The 15,969-nt window shown below is 74.3% G+C and carries 15 protein-coding genes; 7 read left to right on the top strand and 8 right to left on the bottom strand.

Annotated elements, in window-relative coordinates; all coding sequences use genetic code 11:
* Together KBY32_RS35070 and KBY32_RS35065 are read right to left on the bottom strand one after the other, a co-directional pair.
* The coding region (locus tag KBY32_RS35070; RefSeq protein ID WP_210982916.1) for a beta-ketoacyl synthase N-terminal-like domain-containing protein at nt 1-3,075 on the bottom strand (3,075 nt) is incomplete at its 3' end.
* A gap of 92 nt (nt 3,076-3,167) precedes the next feature.
* On the bottom strand, nt 3,168-5,114 hold the full coding sequence (locus KBY32_RS35065) for a BTAD domain-containing putative transcriptional regulator (protein WP_374225017.1): 1,947 nt from the start codon (nt 5,112-5,114) through the stop codon (nt 3,168-3,170).
* Between the two features lie 224 nt (nt 5,115-5,338).
* On the opposite strand from KBY32_RS35065, the gene KBY32_RS35060 reads away from it, so the two are divergent.
* Nucleotides 5,339-6,217: an alpha/beta fold hydrolase gene (locus KBY32_RS35060; RefSeq protein WP_210982914.1), complete on the top strand. Its 879-nt coding sequence runs from the start codon at nt 5,339-5,341 to the stop codon at nt 6,215-6,217.
* 4 nt (nt 6,218-6,221) lie between these two features.
* On the opposite strand, the gene KBY32_RS35055 is transcribed toward KBY32_RS35060, so the two are convergent.
* Entirely contained in the window at nt 6,222-7,193 is a 972-nt protein-coding gene (locus tag KBY32_RS35055; RefSeq protein ID WP_210982913.1) for a TauD/TfdA family dioxygenase, read from the bottom strand.
* Nucleotides 7,194-7,352: 159 nt separating this feature from the next.
* Between KBY32_RS35055 and KBY32_RS35050 the strand changes: the two genes are divergently transcribed.
* Nucleotides 7,353-7,958 carry a DNA polymerase ligase N-terminal domain-containing protein gene (locus KBY32_RS35050; RefSeq protein WP_055622975.1) on the top strand — a complete coding sequence of 202 codons (606 nt, stop codon included), beginning with the start codon at nt 7,353-7,355 and terminating at the stop codon, nt 7,956-7,958.
* Nucleotides 7,959-7,975: 17 nt separating this feature from the next.
* On the opposite strand, the gene KBY32_RS35045 is transcribed toward KBY32_RS35050, so the two are convergent.
* The 3 genes from KBY32_RS35045 to KBY32_RS35035 form a co-directional block, all read right to left on the bottom strand.
* A complete protein-coding gene (locus tag KBY32_RS35045; protein WP_210982912.1) occupies nt 7,976-8,437 on the bottom strand; it encodes a peroxiredoxin in 462 nt (153 codons plus the stop codon).
* A gap of 112 nt (nt 8,438-8,549) precedes the next feature.
* Nucleotides 8,550-9,083, bottom strand: a complete 534-nt coding sequence (locus tag KBY32_RS35040; RefSeq protein ID WP_210982911.1) for a MarR family winged helix-turn-helix transcriptional regulator — start codon at nt 9,081-9,083, stop codon at nt 8,550-8,552.
* A 30-nt stretch (nt 9,084-9,113) separates the two neighbouring features.
* Nucleotides 9,114-9,788, bottom strand: a complete 675-nt coding sequence (locus KBY32_RS35035; RefSeq protein ID WP_210982910.1) for a TetR/AcrR family transcriptional regulator — start codon at nt 9,786-9,788, stop codon at nt 9,114-9,116.
* A 211-nt stretch (nt 9,789-9,999) separates the two neighbouring features.
* On the opposite strand from KBY32_RS35035, the gene KBY32_RS35030 reads away from it, so the two are divergent.
* The 3 genes from KBY32_RS35030 to hemC all read left to right on the top strand — a co-directional run bounded on the left by KBY32_RS35030 (nt 10,000) and on the right by hemC (nt 12,892).
* The gene (locus KBY32_RS35030) at nt 10,000-10,980 is read left to right on the top strand and encodes an ATP-dependent DNA ligase (RefSeq protein ID WP_210982909.1); all 981 of its coding nucleotides are present in this window, start codon (nt 10,000-10,002) and stop codon (nt 10,978-10,980) included.
* A gap of 135 nt (nt 10,981-11,115) precedes the next feature.
* On the top strand, nt 11,116-11,892 hold the full coding sequence (locus KBY32_RS35025; RefSeq protein WP_210982908.1) for an NPP1 family protein: 777 nt from the start codon (nt 11,116-11,118) through the stop codon (nt 11,890-11,892).
* A 64-nt stretch (nt 11,893-11,956) separates the two neighbouring features.
* The gene (gene hemC / locus KBY32_RS35020; protein WP_210982907.1) at nt 11,957-12,892 is read left to right on the top strand and encodes a hydroxymethylbilane synthase; all 936 of its coding nucleotides are present in this window, start codon (nt 11,957-11,959) and stop codon (nt 12,890-12,892) included.
* Between the two features lie 24 nt (nt 12,893-12,916).
* Here hemC and KBY32_RS35015 read toward each other — a convergent pair whose 3' ends face one another.
* The gene (locus tag KBY32_RS35015; protein WP_210982906.1) at nt 12,917-13,435 is read right to left on the bottom strand and encodes a hypothetical protein; all 519 of its coding nucleotides are present in this window, start codon (nt 13,433-13,435) and stop codon (nt 12,917-12,919) included.
* Nucleotides 13,436-13,844: 409 nt separating this feature from the next.
* On the opposite strand from KBY32_RS35015, the gene KBY32_RS35010 reads away from it, so the two are divergent.
* Nucleotides 13,845-14,660, top strand: coding sequence for a SigB/SigF/SigG family RNA polymerase sigma factor (locus KBY32_RS35010; RefSeq protein WP_210982905.1), 816 nt, complete (start codon nt 13,845-13,847; stop codon nt 14,658-14,660).
* 1 nt (nt 14,661) lies between these two features.
* Here KBY32_RS35010 and KBY32_RS35005 read toward each other — a convergent pair whose 3' ends face one another.
* Nucleotides 14,662-14,994 (bottom strand): ANTAR domain-containing protein, encoded by a 333-nt coding sequence (locus KBY32_RS35005; RefSeq protein WP_210982904.1) that lies wholly within the window; start codon nt 14,992-14,994, stop codon nt 14,662-14,664.
* A gap of 168 nt (nt 14,995-15,162) precedes the next feature.
* Here KBY32_RS35005 and KBY32_RS35000 point away from each other — a divergent pair.
* Nucleotides 15,163-15,969, top strand: an 807-nt coding sequence (locus KBY32_RS35000) for a VOC family protein (RefSeq protein WP_210982903.1), incomplete at its 3' end; no start/stop codon positions are given.

The following is a 15,969-nucleotide window of genomic DNA, read 5'->3' as shown; positions in this document are numbered from 1 at the left end:
GGGGGGGGGGGGGGCGCCCCCGCGGTGCCGGAGCGCCAGGACCGTCTTGACCAGGCTGGGCATACCGGCGGCGTTGAGGAGGTGCCCGACGTTCGCCTTCGCCGAGCCGAGCAGGCGCGGGAGCCCGTCGGCGCGCGGCGGGAAGGCGTGCCCGAGGGACTGCGCCTCGACCGGGTCGCCGATCGGGGTGCCGGTGCCGTGGGCCTCGACGTACGACACCGCGCCGGGGTCGACACCGCACTCGGCGTAGGCACGCGTGATGACGTCGCGCTGGGTGCGCGGGTTGGGGGCGAGGAGGCTCAGGGACCGCCCGTCGTTGTTGACGGCGGTGCCCCGCACCAGCGCGAGGACCGGGTCGCCGTCGCGTACGGCGTCGTCGTGGCGTGCGAGTACGAGGGCCGCTCCGCCCTCGCCGGGTACGAGGCCGTCGGCGGCGGCGCCGAAGGGGCGGCTGACGCCTGTCGGGGAGAGCGCGCCCGCGTCGCCGAGGAGGCGGTGGCCGGTGGCGGTGAGGGCGAGGTGGACGCCGCCGACCACGGCGATGTCGCACTCCCCGGCGAGCAGGCTGCGGCGGGCCAGATGGAGCGCCACGAGCGCCGAGGAGCAGGCGGTGTCCACGGCCAAGGCGGGCCCGTCGAGGTCGAGGGCCTGGGAGAGACGTGCGGCGATCAGGTTGGGCAGATTGCCGGTGAGCGCGCCGGGGTGCCCGGCGAGATCGCCGCCTGTCGCCTCCGCGAGCACCTCGCGGTAGCCGCTGTCGCCGACGGCCGCGAACACGCCCACCTTGCGGCCCGCGCGGCGCGGCCCCGCGTATCCGGCGCGTTCCAGGGCCTCGTGGGCCAGTTCGAGGAAGAGGCGGGCCTGCGGGTCGGTGGCGCGTGCCTCGGCGTCGTCCATGCCGAAGAACTCGGCGTCGAAGTGCGCCGGTTCGGGCAGGAAGGAGCCGAACCGCCCGGCGGCCCGCGTGCCGTCGCCCCACCGGCCGGCCGGCACGGCGGTCACGGTGTCCCGGCCGGACACCAGCAACTCCCAGTAATCGTCCGGGTTTTCGGCGCCGGGGAACCGGCAGGCCATGCCGAGGACCGCGACGGGTCCGCCGCCGTCCGGCGCCGGAGACACGGCCTCCTTCGCAACGGCACCCGGCGTCAGGGAGAGGATGTGACCGGCCAGGGCGGTCACCGTGTCGTGGTCGCGCACGACCCGTGGCTCCAGCGGTACGCCGAACGCCTCCTCGAGCGCCGCGAGCACCTCCATCGCCTTCACCGAGGAGCCGCCGAGGGCGAAGAACTCGTCCTGCGGGCCGATGCGTTCGGGCGCGAGGTCCAGGCTCTGCGCCCAGACCCGCCGGACCGTCTCCTCGGCCTGCCTCCGCGACGGCGGCACCGCTCCCGTCCGTCGGCCCTTGTCGTCGGACGCCCCCGCGAACCGCTCCTCGACCCGCGTGTATGCCCCGGCCTCGAAGCGGTCCCGCATCAGCGCCCGCCGCAGCTTGCCGCTGGTGGTCCGGGGGAACGCCCCCGGAGGCAGCGGCAGTACGCGGACGTCGTCGTGGCCGAGCGCCCGGCGCACCCGGGCCGCGACCGCGTCCAGCACCGGCAGCGCGGTGGCCCGCGCGGGCCGCGCCCACTGTACGAACACCACGACCCGGTCGTGCCCGGTGCCGGGATCCGTCGACCCGATCACCGCGACCGTGCCGCCCGGGAGCCCCGGTGTGGCGGCGGCCGTCTCCTCCACGTCGATGGCGTGGAAAGTCCGCCCGCCGACGAAGACGACGTCCTTGTGGCGCCCGGTGACACAGAGCCGTCCGTCGTGCAGGAACCCGAGGTCGCCGGTGCGCAGCCAGCCGTCGGTGAACGCGGCCTCGCTCGCCCCGGGGTCACGGTGGTAGCCGCGCGCCACCTGGGGGCCGCGTACCTCGATGTGCCCGACGCGCCCCGCCTCCAGCACCCGACCCGTGCCGTCGGTGATCCGGACCGAGCAGCCGGGCACGGGCCGCCCCACATCCATCAGTTCGACGGCATCGCCCTCGCCGGGGACGGCCCGCCCGGCGCTCAGCTCCCGCCGGTCCAGCCGCAGCGGCTCCGCGGTCTCCCCGAGCGGCGGCACGGTCACGGCGAGGGTGGCCTCGGCGAGGCCGTACACGGGCAACATGGCGGCGGTGTCGAGGCCCGCCCGGCCGGCCCGGGCGGCGAACTCCCGCCAGACGCGCGGTGCGATCGGCTCGGCGCCCACGAGGAGCAGCCGTACGTGGCTCAGGTCCAGCCCGGCCCAGGCGGCGTCCGGGACGCGGCGCAGGGTGAGCGCGAGCGCGAAGTTCGCGGCGGACAGCAGGGTCGCCCGGTGCCGGGCCGCCGTCTCCAGCCAGCGGACCGGGTGCTTTGCGAAGGCGAGGGGTTCGATCCGGACCTGCTTCAACCCGGCCGCCAGCGGCACGAGGTGGGTGCCGATCAGGCCCATGTCGTGGAAGTACGGCATCCAGGTGGCCAGGACGTCGTCCGGGGTGATGGCCATGGCGGTGCGGATCTGGCGCAGATTCGCCAGGACGGCCTCGTGGGTGAGCTCGACGCCCTTGGGGGAACCGGTGCTGCCCGAGGAGAACTGGAGGAACGCGAGGTCGCCGGCGGCGGGGCGGGCTGGTTCGCGCAGCGGGGCGCTGGTGCGCAGTTCCGCGAGGCGCAGGGCGTGCACGGGGCCGGGCAGTTCGGAGAGGAGTCCTTCACTGCGGTCGTCGACCAGTACGGGGGGTCTGCCCAGCAGTTCCCACACGGGACCGACTCGTTGCGCCTCCGGGGCGAGGGGCACGGGGACGAGGCCGGCGGCGAGCGCGCCCCAGAACAGGGGCTGGAAGGCGGCGCCGGAGTCCGCGAGGAGCGGCACCGGGGTGCCGGGGGCGGGTCCCGTCGCGCGCAGGCCGCCGGCGACGCGCAGGGCGTCGTCGCGGAGGGCGGCGTAGGTGACGACGTGGTCGTGGCCGTCGTCCCGGACGTGGACGATCTCCTGCCCGGGGACATCCTCGGCGGCGTGCAACAGCACGTCGAGGAGCGTGTCGGGGGTACGGCGACCGGGAGCGGGCATGGACGTCCTTCCTGTCCCCGGGCGCCGGGGTGTCGTCGATCACTGCCCTGTACGACGGCCCGCCGTGTCGAACGGTTCATCGAATGGGTGCGTCAGCTGCGGCCGAGATGGTCGCGGACGGGGCCCAGGGTGAGCAGTCCGCTGCCCGCTCCGGCGAGTTCGGCGGCGGCGGGGGCGAGGGCCGTGCGGGCGCGGGTCAGGACGGGTTCGTCGCCGAGGGCCGCGGCCGCGCGTGCGGTGAGGCACCACAGGGCCTCCTGGAGGAGGTCGGGGGGCGGCTCGGGGGTGGCGTGGAGGGCGTCGCGCGCGTCGTCACGGTGGCCACCGCGGTCGAGGAGGAGCAGAGGGCGCGCCCAGGGGGCGTACGGCCCCCAGTCGGTGTCGGTGCCGGTGTCCAGGGGCAGGCCGTGCCGCAGGCGCAGACAGAGCAGGGCGAGCGCGGGCAGCCCGTCCGCGAGGCCCGGCATTCCGGCGCCGTCGAGGAGGGCCGCCGCGTCCCGGTAGGCGGCCTCGGCCTCGGCGGGCGGGGCGTGCTCGGCGGCGTCGCGGCGCAGGGCGGCGTACCAGCCGGTGAACACGGCGACGAGCGGGCGTTCGTGCCGGGCGGCGAGGGCCTCGGCGGCGGCCGCGTGCCGGTCGGCGGCGGTGAAGTCGCCCAGGGCGCAGCGCGCCTGGAGGCGGATGAGGTGGCCGAGGATCTCGGAGGAGGACAGGCCGTGGCGGGCGGAGAGGGCGACGAGTTCCGCGCCGATGGCGTCCCGGCGGGGCGCGAGCCCAGTGCGCTCGAAGGACTGCATGAACACGGCGTTGAGGGCGAAGGCGAGGACAGCCGGGTCGTCGAGGCGGCGGGCGAGTTCCTCGGCCCGGCGGGCCGCCTCGGGGCCGCGTGGGTCGCGGGTGCCGCGTGACTCCAGGGCGACGGTGGCCAGGAGCCGGGCGCGGTCCGCCTCGTGGCCGTCGGCGGGGAGCGCGGCGAGGGTGCGTTCGGCGGCCGCGACGATGTGCCGGGCCCGGTCGGGGTCGTCGAGGCGGGTCCAGATCGCGGGGACGTCGTAGGCGCCGATGATGCGGGCGGTCAGTCCGGGGTCGCCGAGTTCCTCGGCGGCGGTGACGGTGTCGAGGCGCAGGGCCCGGGCGGCGGGCAGGCCGGTGCCGCCGGTCAGGGCGAGGGTGCGCAGCAGTCCGGCGGTGGAGTCGAGGCGGGCTCGGGCGTCGGGGGCGACGGCGCGGTCGTAGGCGGCGGCGACCTGCTCCCAGACGCGGCCGGCGGGAGTGCCGGAGCGGCCCAGGTGCGGGGACTGCCGGAGGATGTCGGCCTCCAGGGCGCGCAGTCCGGGTCCGGGGTCGACGCCGAGTTCGTCGGCGAGGAGGGTGCGGGCCCGGCGCAGGACGTCCAGCGCGTCGGCCTGCCGGCCGGTGCGGTACAGGGCGAGCGCGAGGAGCCGCCAGGCGTTCTCCCGCCAGGGGTGCTCGGCGGCGTGGGCGCGCAGATCCGCCGCCGCCCGGTCGGCCTGGCCGAGCGCCAACAAGGACTCGGCGCGCAGTTCGAGGGCGTGCCGGCGCAGCTCGGTCAGCCGGTCGGCCTCGGCTCGGGCCCACGGCTCGTCGGCGAACTCGGCATAGGCCGGTCCGCGCCACCAGCCGAGCGCCTCGTCCAGGCGTACGGCGGCCTCGTGGGCGGGCAGGGTGGCTGCGTCGGAGACGGCCTGTTCGAAGCGCCGGGCGTCGACGGAGGCGGCGGGGATCCGCAGGGCGTAGCCGGGGCCGTCGGTGACGAGGAGCCGGGCCGGGGCGCGTGGCGGCCGGTCGGGTTCGAGGGCGCGGCGCAGTGCGGCGACGAAGGTGCGCAGGGCGCCGACGGCGTTGTCGGGCGGGTCCGTCCAGAGGTCGTCGACGAGGCGGGAGACGGGGACGACGCGGCCCCGGGCGACGACGAGGCGGGCCAGCACGGAGCGGTGCCGGGGGCCTTTCAGCGGGATCGTGTTCCCGTCCGCGTCCCAGGCCGTGACCGGCCCGAGCACTCCGAGACGGGAACCCACGTCTGCCACCGTCCTCCTCCGTCGCGGTCTTCGGCCGCCGACGGAAAGGGCTGGTCGGTGGCGGTTTCCACGATAGTCGGCGACCGGCCGGGGGGCGGGGGGCGGGGACCGTCAGCGAGGTCTTTGCCATGTCCCGGGCGTGCTCATCGGTTGCTCATCCACCGCCCCGAGGATCGAGACGTATCCCCCATCCCCTTCTGACGCTCGCCGAAAGGAGCGAAGTCATGACGCCTGTCATCCCGGGCTTCGACCAGCACCGTGTCCCCGTCGCCGACGGAGTGGCGCTGCACGCCGCCGTGGGTGGTTCCGGTCCGGCCGTCGTGCTGCTGCACGGCTTCCCGCAGACGCATCTGATGTGGCGCCATGTGGCCGCCGATCTGGCGGCCGACCACACGGTGATCTGCCCGGATCTACGGGGCTACGGCGCCAGCGACCGGCCGGCGGAGACCGACGGCTCCGTCTACGCCAAGCGGACCATGGCCGCCGACGTGGTCGAACTGGCCCGTCGGCTCGGCCACGACCGCTTCGCGCTGGCCGGGCACGACCGGGGCGCCCTGGTGGCGTTCCGCGCCGCCCTGGACCACCCCGGCGCGGTGACCCATCTGGCGTGCCTGGACGTGCTGCCGACGCTGGACATGTGGGACGTGATGCACGGCGTGAGCGCGGCCGTCGGGTTCCACCTCTATCTGATGGCGCAGCCGCCCGGGCTTCCGGAGCGCATGATCGGGGCGGACCCGGACGCGTTCTTCGGGTACTTCCTCGACGGGTGGACGGCCGACCCGCGGGCGATCCCGGACGACGTGCGGGCGGCCTATCTGTCGGCGTGCCGGGACGCGGTGCCGTCGATCGTGGCGGACTACCGCGCCTCGGCCGGCATCGACGTGGAGCACGACCGGGCCGACCGGGACGCGGGGCGCACCCTGGGCATGCCGGTCGGCGTGCTCCAGCAGGACTGGGGCGCGGCCCTCGGCTACGACGCGGCCGCGGTGTGGCGGGCCTGGGCGCCGGATCTGCGGCACACGACCGTGACCTGCGGCCATTTCATGGCCGAGGAGTCCCCCGGGGAGGTGGTGAAGGCGCTGCGGGACCTGCTGGCACGCTGAGCGGTCACCAGCGGCCCGGTGCGGTGCCGGTGAGGGGCTGCGACGGTGTGCCGTCCACCCCTACGGGTACGTCGCCGGCCAGCATCACGCGGTGCATGATGCGGGGCGCGTCGAGGTGGGCGGTGTCGGAGGGCGCGAGGTGGATGGTGGCGCGGTTGTCCCAGAAGGCGACGCTCCCCGGCCGCCACCGGAAGCGGACCGTGTACTCGGGCCGTACGGCCTGCTCCAGCAGCATGTCGAGGACGGCGGCGCTCTCGGCGCGGGAGAGGCCGTCGATCTGTTCGACGTAGTAGCCGTTGACGTACAGCACCCGCTCCCCCGTCTCCGGGTGCACGCGTACCAGCGGGTGGAGGGTGGCGACCTGATGGTCCAGCAGGTGGCGGACGTAGGCGTCGTCGCCGGGGCGGGGCTGGTAGCCGACGCCGAGCCGGTGCTCGGCCCGCAGCCCGTCGACGAACCGCTGGACGGGCGCGGACAGTCCGGCGTAGGCGGCGGCCAGGTTGGCCCAGGTGGTGTCGCCGCCGTACGGGGGCACGGTCTCGGCGCGCAGGATCGTCGCGGCGGGCGGGTCGACGCGGGCCCCGTGGTCGCAGTGCCAGCCGCGCAGCAGATGGTGGCGCCGGCGCCGCAGCCATTCGTCGTGCTCCATGCCGAACCGGCCGCCGAGTTCCAGCCGGTCGGCGGTCGTCTCGATCTCGGGGTGCTTCTCCGGTGAGGCGCTGCCCCGGCGGCGCAGGACGACGGGCTCGCCGAAGCGGCGGGCGAACTCCACGTGCCCGGTGTGGTCCAGCCGCTGGTCCCGGAAGAAGACGACCTTCCAGCGGAGTACCGCGGCCCGGATCGCGGCGACCTCGGTGTCGTCCAGTCCGCCGGCGAGGTCGACGCCGGTGATCTCCGCCCCGATGTGCCCGGCGACGGGGTGCACCTCGATCGCCGTGCCGCGTGTCCCGTCCGTGGTGGCCCTGTCCCTGGTCATCAGCACACTCCGTCGGTCGTCCGTACCGGCCCGGTGGCGGCCGGTCGTCGCAGATGATCGTGGCAGTGTCCGCCCGTCCTGGCGACAGGGCCTCCGCCGAGGGACGGGAGTCGCCCGCGCTGGGGCGGGGTACCCGGTGCGTTCGGGAAGGAGGCACGCGTGGCCGAGAGGGACGGGCTGCGGGAGTACCGCGGCAAGCGCGACTTCGACCGGACACGGGAGCCGCGCGGACGCGGGGCGTCCGCCGAGGGGGGACCGCGGTTCGTGGTGCAGATCCACGACGCGAGTTCCCTGCACTTCGACTTCCGGCTGCAGGTGGGGGACGTCCTGCGGTCGTGGTCGGTGCCGAAGGGGCCGTCCGGCGACCCCCGGGACAAGCGGCTCGCCCTGCCGACGGAGGACCATCCGCTGGAGTACGAGGACTTCGAGGGTGTGATCCCGAAGGGCGAGTACGGCGGCGGCACCGTGATCGTGTGGGACAGCGGGACGTACGAACCGCTCAGTCATGACCGCCAGGGGCGGCCCGTCGACTTCGCCGAGTCGCTGGAGCGCGGGCACGCCAGATTCCGGCTGCACGGCTCCAAGCTGCACGGCGAGTTCGCGCTCACCCGGCTCCGCGGCGGCGAGGACGACCGGGAGGCGTGGCTGCTGGTCAGGGCGGGCCGGGGCGCGCATGGGCACGGCACGCCCGACCCGTACCGGGCGCGTTCCGTCCGCAGTGGCCGCACTCTCGCCCAGGTCGCGGCGGACGGCGGTACTGACTGACGGGTCGGGCTCCGCCGTCAGGCGTGGCGCAGTGCGGCGAGGGCCCGGTCGGCGTGGGTGTTCATCCGCAGTTCGCTGCGGACGATCTCCAGGACCGTGCGGTCCTGCCCGATGACGAAGGTGACACGCTTGGTCGGGGCGAGCGAGAAGCCGCGGGTCACACCGAACCGTTCGCGGATCGCGCCGTCGGCGTCGGAGAGCAGCGGCATGCCCAGGGTGTGGCGGGTGGCGAACTCCTGCTGGCGTTCGACGGCGTCGCCGCTGACGCCGACCGGCCGGGCGCCCACGGCGGCGAACTCGGCGGCGAGGTCCCGGAAGTGGCAGGCCTCGGCGGTGCAGCCGGCGGTGAGGGCCCCGGGGTAGAAGAACAGCACGACCGGTCCGTCGGCGAGCAGTTCGCCCAAGTGCCGTACGGTGCCGGTCTCGTCCGGCAGCGCGAAGTCCTCGACCTTGTCCCCGACCTCGACACGCGCGCTCATACGGTTCCTCCTCGGCTGGCCTGCCGCCGGATGCTACCGGACGGTAGGCGGGCCGGATCGGGCGCCTCCGCCCTTGTGTCGCCGGGCGGTTGAGCGGTGCGCGCGGTGTCCGTCAGCCGGAGCGGCCGCCGGGGACCGCCGGAGGGGTCTCGGTGTCCTCGTCGGCGGAGTGGGCGAGGAAGTCGTCGACCATACGGTGGAACAACGTGGCCAGCTGTCCCAGCTCGGCCGGTGTCCAGTCGGCGAGGGCGACCTGCATACCGCGCGCGCCGGCCTCGCGGACCCGGGCGACGGCCTGCCGGCCCGCCTCCGTGAGCTCGATCCGCTGGGCCCTGCGGTCCCTGGGGTCGGGGACGCGGACGACGTGCCCGGAGCGCTCCAGCTGCTGTGCGGTGCGGGTGACGTGCGAGGCCTCGACGCCGAGCCGGTGGGCCAGCTCCCCCGGGCGCAGCGGCTCGGTCTCGGCGATCTGCCGCAGCAGCGCCACGGCGGCCCGGTCCAGCGGGACCCCGGCCAGCGCCATGAGCCGGTCGTGCTGCCGGGCCCGTGTGCTGAGGTAGGTGATGCGGGACAGCGCCCGCTCGATCTCGACCACCTCCGGGGTCACGGCGGCGGCGGACGGTCGAGGGAGCGGCGTCGGCGGCATGGGCAACACTTTACCCTCTCATTGCCTAACTCAAGTAAGTCGGGGTTCCCCGGTGGGAGCCGGTGCGGTGACGGGCGCCCGCCACATGCCGACGACGGCGTCCGCGAGGCCGGTGGCGGCGTCGTCCCAGGTGGCACGGGGCGTGGGGGCGTGCTCGGCGAGGGCGCGCTCGCGTTCCGCGGCCACCTGGACGATGAGGTGCCGGACCATCTGGTCGCGCTCGGCGCGTACCTCGGGCGGGAGGCCGGGCAGGCACCGGTCGAGACCCTCGATGATCGTCCGCAGGGACGGGGAGGCCATCGCCTCCTCGACCATGATCCGGTGCAGCGCGGGGTCGGCGAGGACCTGGGCGCAGAAGCGGGCGTACCAGGTCGGCCCGCCGAGCGCGGCGAGATGCTCCGGGACCGGCCGGACCAGGCAGTCCACCCAGCCGCGCAGATCGCCGGGGTCCGTCATGCCGTCGACCAGCCGGGCGCGGATCTCCTCGACGGGCCCGGCGTGCCTGCGGACGATGGCCCGCACCAGGTCGGTCTTGGTGCCGAAGTGGTAGCCGACGGCGGTGTTGTTGCCCTGGCCCGCGGCCTCGCCGACCTGACGGTTGGACACGGCGTGCACACCGCGCTCGGCGAAGAGCCGCTCGGCCGCCGTCAGGAGCAGCTCCCGGGTCGCGCCGGCCTGTTCCTCGCGCAGCGTCCTGCCTGCCATGTCCACCCATCGCACCGGGGCCCGGCACCGCCCGCCGGCGGCCGGCCCCTCGAAGCCGCCACGGTTCGTCCTCTCCCCCAATCTACGGCGCGGGAGGGCACGCCCGTTCACCCGGTGGGGCGGCCCCAGGCCGCCGATCAGGGGCGATCCGATCAGGGGAAAAGGGCGGCGAGGGCGCGTGAGGTCGGGCGGCGCCGTCGAGAACTGACCCGTGAGCCTGCCCCTGATCCCTCCGATGCTCGCCACGCCCGGCAAGCTGCCGCCGACCGCGCAGGACGCGCGCTGGGCGTACGAGACGAAGCAGGACGGCCAGCGCGCGGTGCTCTACACGGAGGGGGACGGCGGGCTGCTGCTGCGCTCCCGCTCCGGTGACGACATCACGGCCGCCTACCCGGAGCTCCGGCCGCTGGGCGAGGCGCTGACCGGCACCCCGGCCGTGCTCGACGGGGAGATCCTGGCGCTGGACGACGAGGGACGCGCGAACTTCCAGCTCCTGCAGTCCCGGATGGGCCTGGCGCACGCGCCGGCGAAGGCGGCCCGGATGGCCGCCCGGACCCCGGTCCACCTCGTGCTCTTCGACGTGATGCATCTGCGCGGCCGCTCCCTGCTGGACACGCCGTACTCCCGGCGGCGCGGGCGACTGGAGGAGCTGGGGCTGCACGGGCCGTACTGGTCCACCCCGGCCGCGCTGGTCGGGCACGGCGCCGAGGCGCTGGCGGCCACCCGTGAGCACGGCCTGGAGGGGCTGGTGTGCAAGCGGCTGGACTCGCTGTACGAGCCCGGGGTGCGCTCCCGCGCCTGGATCAAGATCCGCAACATGCTCAGCGAGGACGTGATCGTCGGCGGCTGGCTGCCCGGCAAGGGCCGCCTCACCGGCCTGCCCGGCGCCCTGCTCGTGGGTCAGTACGCGCCCGGGGGGAGCCTGCGCTACGTCGGCGGTGTGGGCACCGGCTGGAGCGAGGCCGAGCGCACCGAGCTGGCCGGGCTGCTGCGGGCCGCCGCCACCGACGAGTGCCCGTTCGACCCGGTACCGCGGGTGGCGGACGCCCGCTGGGTGGTGCCCCGGCTGGTCGGCGAGGTCCGGTACAGCGTGCGCACCCGCTCGGGGATGCTGCGCCAGCCGTCCTGGCTGCGGCTGCGCCCGGACCTGACTCCTGAGGAGTCCTCGGCGTATCTGCCGAACGCCCGCTGACCGCACCGCCGTTCACCGTGTCCGACGTCACCGTCCGTCGCGTACGCGACCCTTGGCGCGCGAGTGAAAACCGGGGATCCTGAACTGCCTTTCCCCCCACAGCCGTTGGGCTGCGCCGCACCCCGAGGAGACGCAGTGTCGTCAGAGACCTTCCGCACGCACCGCAGAAGATGGCTCACCGGACTGGCCGGTGCCGCCGCGCTCGTCATGGCCTTCCCCGCCGTGGCCCACGCCGCGCCGCCCCCGGCGCTGCCCGGCAACGCGGAGGCGGCCGAGCGGGCGTACCAGCCGGCCTTCGACTACGACACCGACGGCTGCTACTCGTCCGCCGCCATCGGCCCGGACGGCACCGTCAACCCCGGCCTCAACCCGACGGGCGCGCTCAACGGCAACTGCCGGGACGCCTCGGACCTCGACAACACCAACACCTACAGCCGCTACAAGTGCGACAACGGCTGGTGCGCCTATCTGTACGGCCTGTACTTCGAGAAGGACCAGGCGCTGCCGGGCGTCAGCCTCGGCGGGCACCGGCACGACTGGGAGCACGTCGTGGTGTGGGTGCAGGGCGACGCCGTGCGGTACGTCTCGACGTCCAATCACGGTTCGTTCACCGTCCACGCGGCGTCGTCGCTGCGCTTCGAGGGCACGCACGCCAAGGTCGTCTACCACAAGGACGGCATCAGCACGCACTGCTTCCGCGCGGCCAACGGCAATGACGAGCCGCCGGAGAACCACAAGCGGACCTGGCAGTATCCGCCGCTGATCGGCTGGAACGGCTACCCGGCGGGCCTGCGCGACAAGCTCGTCGCGCACGACTTCGGCAGCGCCCACTTCGGGCTGAAGGACGGCAGCTTCACCAGCCATCTGGCGTCCGCGAAGCCGTCCGGCATCCCCTTCGACCCGAACGCCTGACGCAGGGGGCCCGAACCGCGCCACCGTGTCCTGACGGTGGCGCGCAAGGGTCTATGGTGGCGGCATGTCCGTGCCTGAACTGATCCGTGTCGTCTCCCGTGACTCGCCCATGGCACTCGCCCAAGTGGAGCGCGTCCGCGCCGAGTTGACGGCCCTGCACCCGGGTGTGCGCACCGAGGTCGTGCCCGTGCGGACGACCGGCGACAAGTGGCTGGGCGACCTGTCCCAGGTGGAGGGCAAGGGGGCGTTCACCAAGGAGGTGGACGCGGCCCTGCTGGCCGGCGAGGCGGACCTCGCCGTGCACTGCCTGAAGGACGTCCCGGCCGACCGGCCGCTGCCCGCGGGGACCACGTTCGCCGCGTTCCTGCAGCGGGACGACATCCGTGACGCGCTGGTGCACCCCGGCGGGCTCACCCTGGACGAACTGCCGGCCGGCACCCGGATCGGCACCTCCTCGGTGCGCCGGGTCGCCCAGCTCGCGGCCACGCACCCGCATCTGGAGTGCGTGCCGTTCCGCGGCAACGCCAACCGGCGGCTGCGGAAGCTGGCGGACGGCGAGGCGGACGCGCTGCTGCTGGCGGTGGCCGGCCTGGAGCGCATCGGCCGGACCGCCGTGATCAGCGAGGTCCTCTCCCCCGAGACGATGATGCCGCCCATCGGGGCCGGCATCCTCGCGCTGCAGTGCCGGGAGGGCGACAGCGACCTGATCGACGCGGTCAGCGGCCTCGGCGACCCGGACACCTACCGGGAGGCGACCGCGGAGCGCATGCTGCTGCACGTCCTGCAGGGCCACTGCAACAGCCCGATCGCGGGATACGCGCGCGTGGACCGGGGCGGCGAGCTGTCGCTGCGGGCGTGCGTCTTCACCCCCGACGGCAAGACCAGGCTGAACGCCCACGAGTGGGCGGGCCGGCTGGACCCGGCGACGCTGGGCACCTCGGTGGCGGTGGCGCTGCTGCGGCAGGGCGCCCGCGAGATCATCGACGGCATCCCGCACTGAGCCGCGGGCTGGCGGGGCACCGCGTCAGGCGGTGCCCTCCTCGGCTTGCTCCCGCAGAAAGTCGCTGACCTGGAGCGCGAGACCGTCGCGCAGGGTCGCGGCATGGGTGCCGACGGGCTCCTGGAGGCCCAGACCGCCGGTCCACAGCCGGCGGTCGGCCCACTCCTCCTCGACCCGCAGCTGGATCTGCACATCGACCTGGCTCAGGCTGTCTTCGGGGCCCGCGGCGTACAGGACGGCCGTGGCGCGGCGCAGCGGGTAGACGTCGAAGCCCTCGATGAACTGGGAGTTCCGCCAGTCGATGAAGGCGGCCTCGCCGTCGCGGCCGATCCGTACGTCGATCTGGCCGTCCTCCAGGTGGATGCCGAGGTGCCGCTCACCGCGGTTCTCGACGGTGACCCGCAGCCGGAAGTACGTCTGGCCCTCGGCGGCGTCGTCGCGTCCGCGCGGGGGTTCGGCGGCTTCCAGACCGTGGACGCGGACACGCAGACCGGCATGCTCGTCGTACTCGTGCCAGTCCCCGACCACGTTCGGCTCGTACACAATCCACCTCTCGTCCTGGGCCTGCTTCCTATCTTTGTGCTCAGTGCACTGTCAAATGAGCGGAATGCGCTGTGGCCAGCCCATTCGCACCCTTGATCACCGATCAAGCCGTGGGCAGGAACTATCCGTCCGGCCCGCGGTCCGGCTCGAGCACCACCGTGCCGCACATCACGTTCCGGGCCAAGATCATCGGCTTCGGCATCCGGACGGTCCGCGTCTTCGGTTCACCCCGGCATGTCCTTCTATTCATGAAATGCGTTTCGCGTCACCGATGAGGGGGAATGTTGAGATATGTGCTTCGGACAGGAGGCACGTCCGTGGGAGCCGGCCGACAGCCCCCTGGGCAGGTCCGAGTACGCGCTTCCCACGGTGTCTGTCCCGTCAGCACCGCTGAGGGAGGTGCGCTCGGATGAGTGCCCCCACCAGAACGAAGCAGCATCCGCACGACGACGCCCCGGACACCGCCCGCGCTTTCGAGCGCCTGGTGACCCTGCCCGACGGCCCGGAGCGCAAGGCGCTCAAGGACGAGCTGATCCGCTCCTGGCTGCCCATGGCCGAGCGGATCGCGGTCCGGTTCAAGGGCCGTGGCGAGTCCCTGGAGGATCTGTACCAGGTGGCCGCCCTGGGCCTGGTCAAGGCCGTCGAGCACTACGACCCCGCCCGCGGGCACGCCTTCGAGGCGTACGCCGTGCCCACCATCACCGGTGAGATCAAGCGGCACTTCCGCGACCACATGTGGACCCTGCACGTGCCGCGCCGGGTTCAGGACCTGCGCAACCGGGTGCGCAATTCGGCCAAGGAGCTCTCCCAGAGCACGCCGGGACGCGAGCCCACTCTCGCCGAGATCGCCGCGCACGCCCACCTCACGGAGCAGGAGGTGCGCACCGGGATGGAGGCCCTGGAGTGCTTCTCCGCGCTGTCGCTGGAGGCGGAGATGCCCGGCACCGACGGCTACGCGCTGGGGGACGCCATCGGCGGCCCCGACCCCGGGTACGAGGTCGTCGTGGACCGGGTGTCCGTCGAGCCGTGTCTGCGGCGGCTGCCCGAGCGCGAGCGGACCATCCTCTATCTGCGCTTCTTCGGCGGGATGACCCAGAGCCGGATCGCGCAGCAGCTGGGCATCTCCCAGATGCATGTGTCACGGCTGCTCAGCGGATGCTTCGCGCAGCTGCGCGAGGAGCTGCTGAAGGAGGCGGCGGCGGCCGAGCCGCACACGGCGGGATGACTCAGTCCTGACCGGACTCCGGGATCTGCGTCGGGCCGTGCCGTTCGAGGGCCTCCTGCAGCGCGACGCGGATCTCGGCGGGCATCTCGCCCCGCCGGCCCCACAGGATGATCAGTTCGGCGACGCGGCGCAGCTTGATGTTGGTGTGCTGCGAGACGTCCTTCAGGACCGCCCACCCCTGGTCGGGGGCCACCCGGCCGAGCGCGACGACCATGCCGATCGCCTGGTCGACGACGGCGTGCGCGCCCACGGCGTGCCGGAGCTGGTCGACCTCCTGCTGCAGCTCGGCGATCCGGGCGTTGTCGTCGCTGGGCTCGTTCGGTGCGGGCGTCACGGCTCCATCCTCTCCGCCGCGCCCGGCCCGCGCCAGTGAGCGCGGGCCGGTTCCCGTGGGCCGTTTCGGCGCCACGCCGGGGGTACTCGACAGGCTGCGGAGCGGTTCCGGTTGGACACTGTGACGAAGACCGGTGGCCGTCGGCCGAGCGAGACCAGGACGCGACTCATGAACGAAGCGAGAACCCCCAGGGGCACGGCCGAGGTCGTGTCCACACACTCCGTGTTCGGCGCACCCTGCTGGGTGAGCCTGACCAGTCGTGGTCTGGAGGCGGCGCAGGACTTCTACTCGGCGGTGCTCGGCTGGCGCTGGCGGCCGGCCACCCTCGGGGACCGCTTCCGGGTGGCGCTGGCCGACGACGTGCCGGTGGCGGGGATCGCCGCGGTCGCCTCGATGTGGCAGATGGCCGTCGCCTGGACGCCGTACTTCGCGGTGCGCAGCGCCGACGAGGCGGTGGCCAGGGTCGCGGAGCGCGGCGGCACGGCGGCCGTGGGGCCGCTGTCCCTGCCGCCGGGGCGCGCGGCACTGCTCGCCGACCGCGACGGCGCCACGTTCGGCGTGTGGGAGGGCGAGCTGATCTCCAACTGGGAGACCTGGCGGCGTGCCGCGCCGACCTTCATCCGGCTGCACACCCGTGACGCCTTCGACGCCGCCATGTTCTACGGCGAGGTGCTCGACTGGGCGAACCAGAGCCCGGGATGCTGCGAGGTCCACTACGAGGGCGGCGAGGTCGTGCTGCGCAGCGGCGGCGACGTGGTGGCGCGGATCGAGTCGGGGGCCCTGGAGGCCGCGCCCGACCCGACGATCCGGCCGCACTGGCAGGTGCACTTCGCGGTGGCGGACGCCCCGCGCTGCGCGCGGGCCGCGGAGCAGAACGGTGGCAGCGTGCTGTCGCTGAGCCCGGAGGAGGCGGTGCTGCGCGACCCGGACGGCGCCCAGTTCACCGTGACCTCGCGTCGGGGGCGGGTGCCCAGC

It is taken from the genome of Streptomyces sp. RK62, from assembly GCF_018070255.1.
GTDB lineage: Bacteria > Actinomycetota > Actinomycetes > Streptomycetales > Streptomycetaceae > Streptomyces > Streptomyces nigra.
Note: the sequence above shows the minus strand (reverse complement) of the source record. Positions and strands in the feature narration are given on the sequence as shown.

Bases quoted from the DNA above. Each gene is read 5' to 3' on its own strand.
- KBY32_RS35060 (WP_210982914.1), top strand. From the start codon at position 5,339: ATGACGCCTGTCATCCCGGGCTTCGACCAGCACCGTGTCCCCGTCGCC.
- KBY32_RS35055 (WP_210982913.1), bottom strand. From the start codon at position 7,193: ATGACCAGGGACAGGGCCACCACGGACGGGACACGCGGCACGGCGATC.
- KBY32_RS35045 (WP_210982912.1), bottom strand. From the start codon at position 8,437: ATGAGCGCGCGTGTCGAGGTCGGGGACAAGGTCGAGGACTTCGCGCTG.
- KBY32_RS35040 (WP_210982911.1), bottom strand. From the start codon at position 9,083: ATGCCGCCGACGCCGCTCCCTCGACCGTCCGCCGCCGCCGTGACCCCG.
- KBY32_RS35035 (WP_210982910.1), bottom strand. From the start codon at position 9,788: ATGGCAGGCAGGACGCTGCGCGAGGAACAGGCCGGCGCGACCCGGGAG.
- hemC (WP_210982907.1), top strand. From the start codon at position 11,957: ATGTCCGTGCCTGAACTGATCCGTGTCGTCTCCCGTGACTCGCCCATG.
- KBY32_RS35010 (WP_210982905.1), top strand. From the start codon at position 13,845: ATGAGTGCCCCCACCAGAACGAAGCAGCATCCGCACGACGACGCCCCG.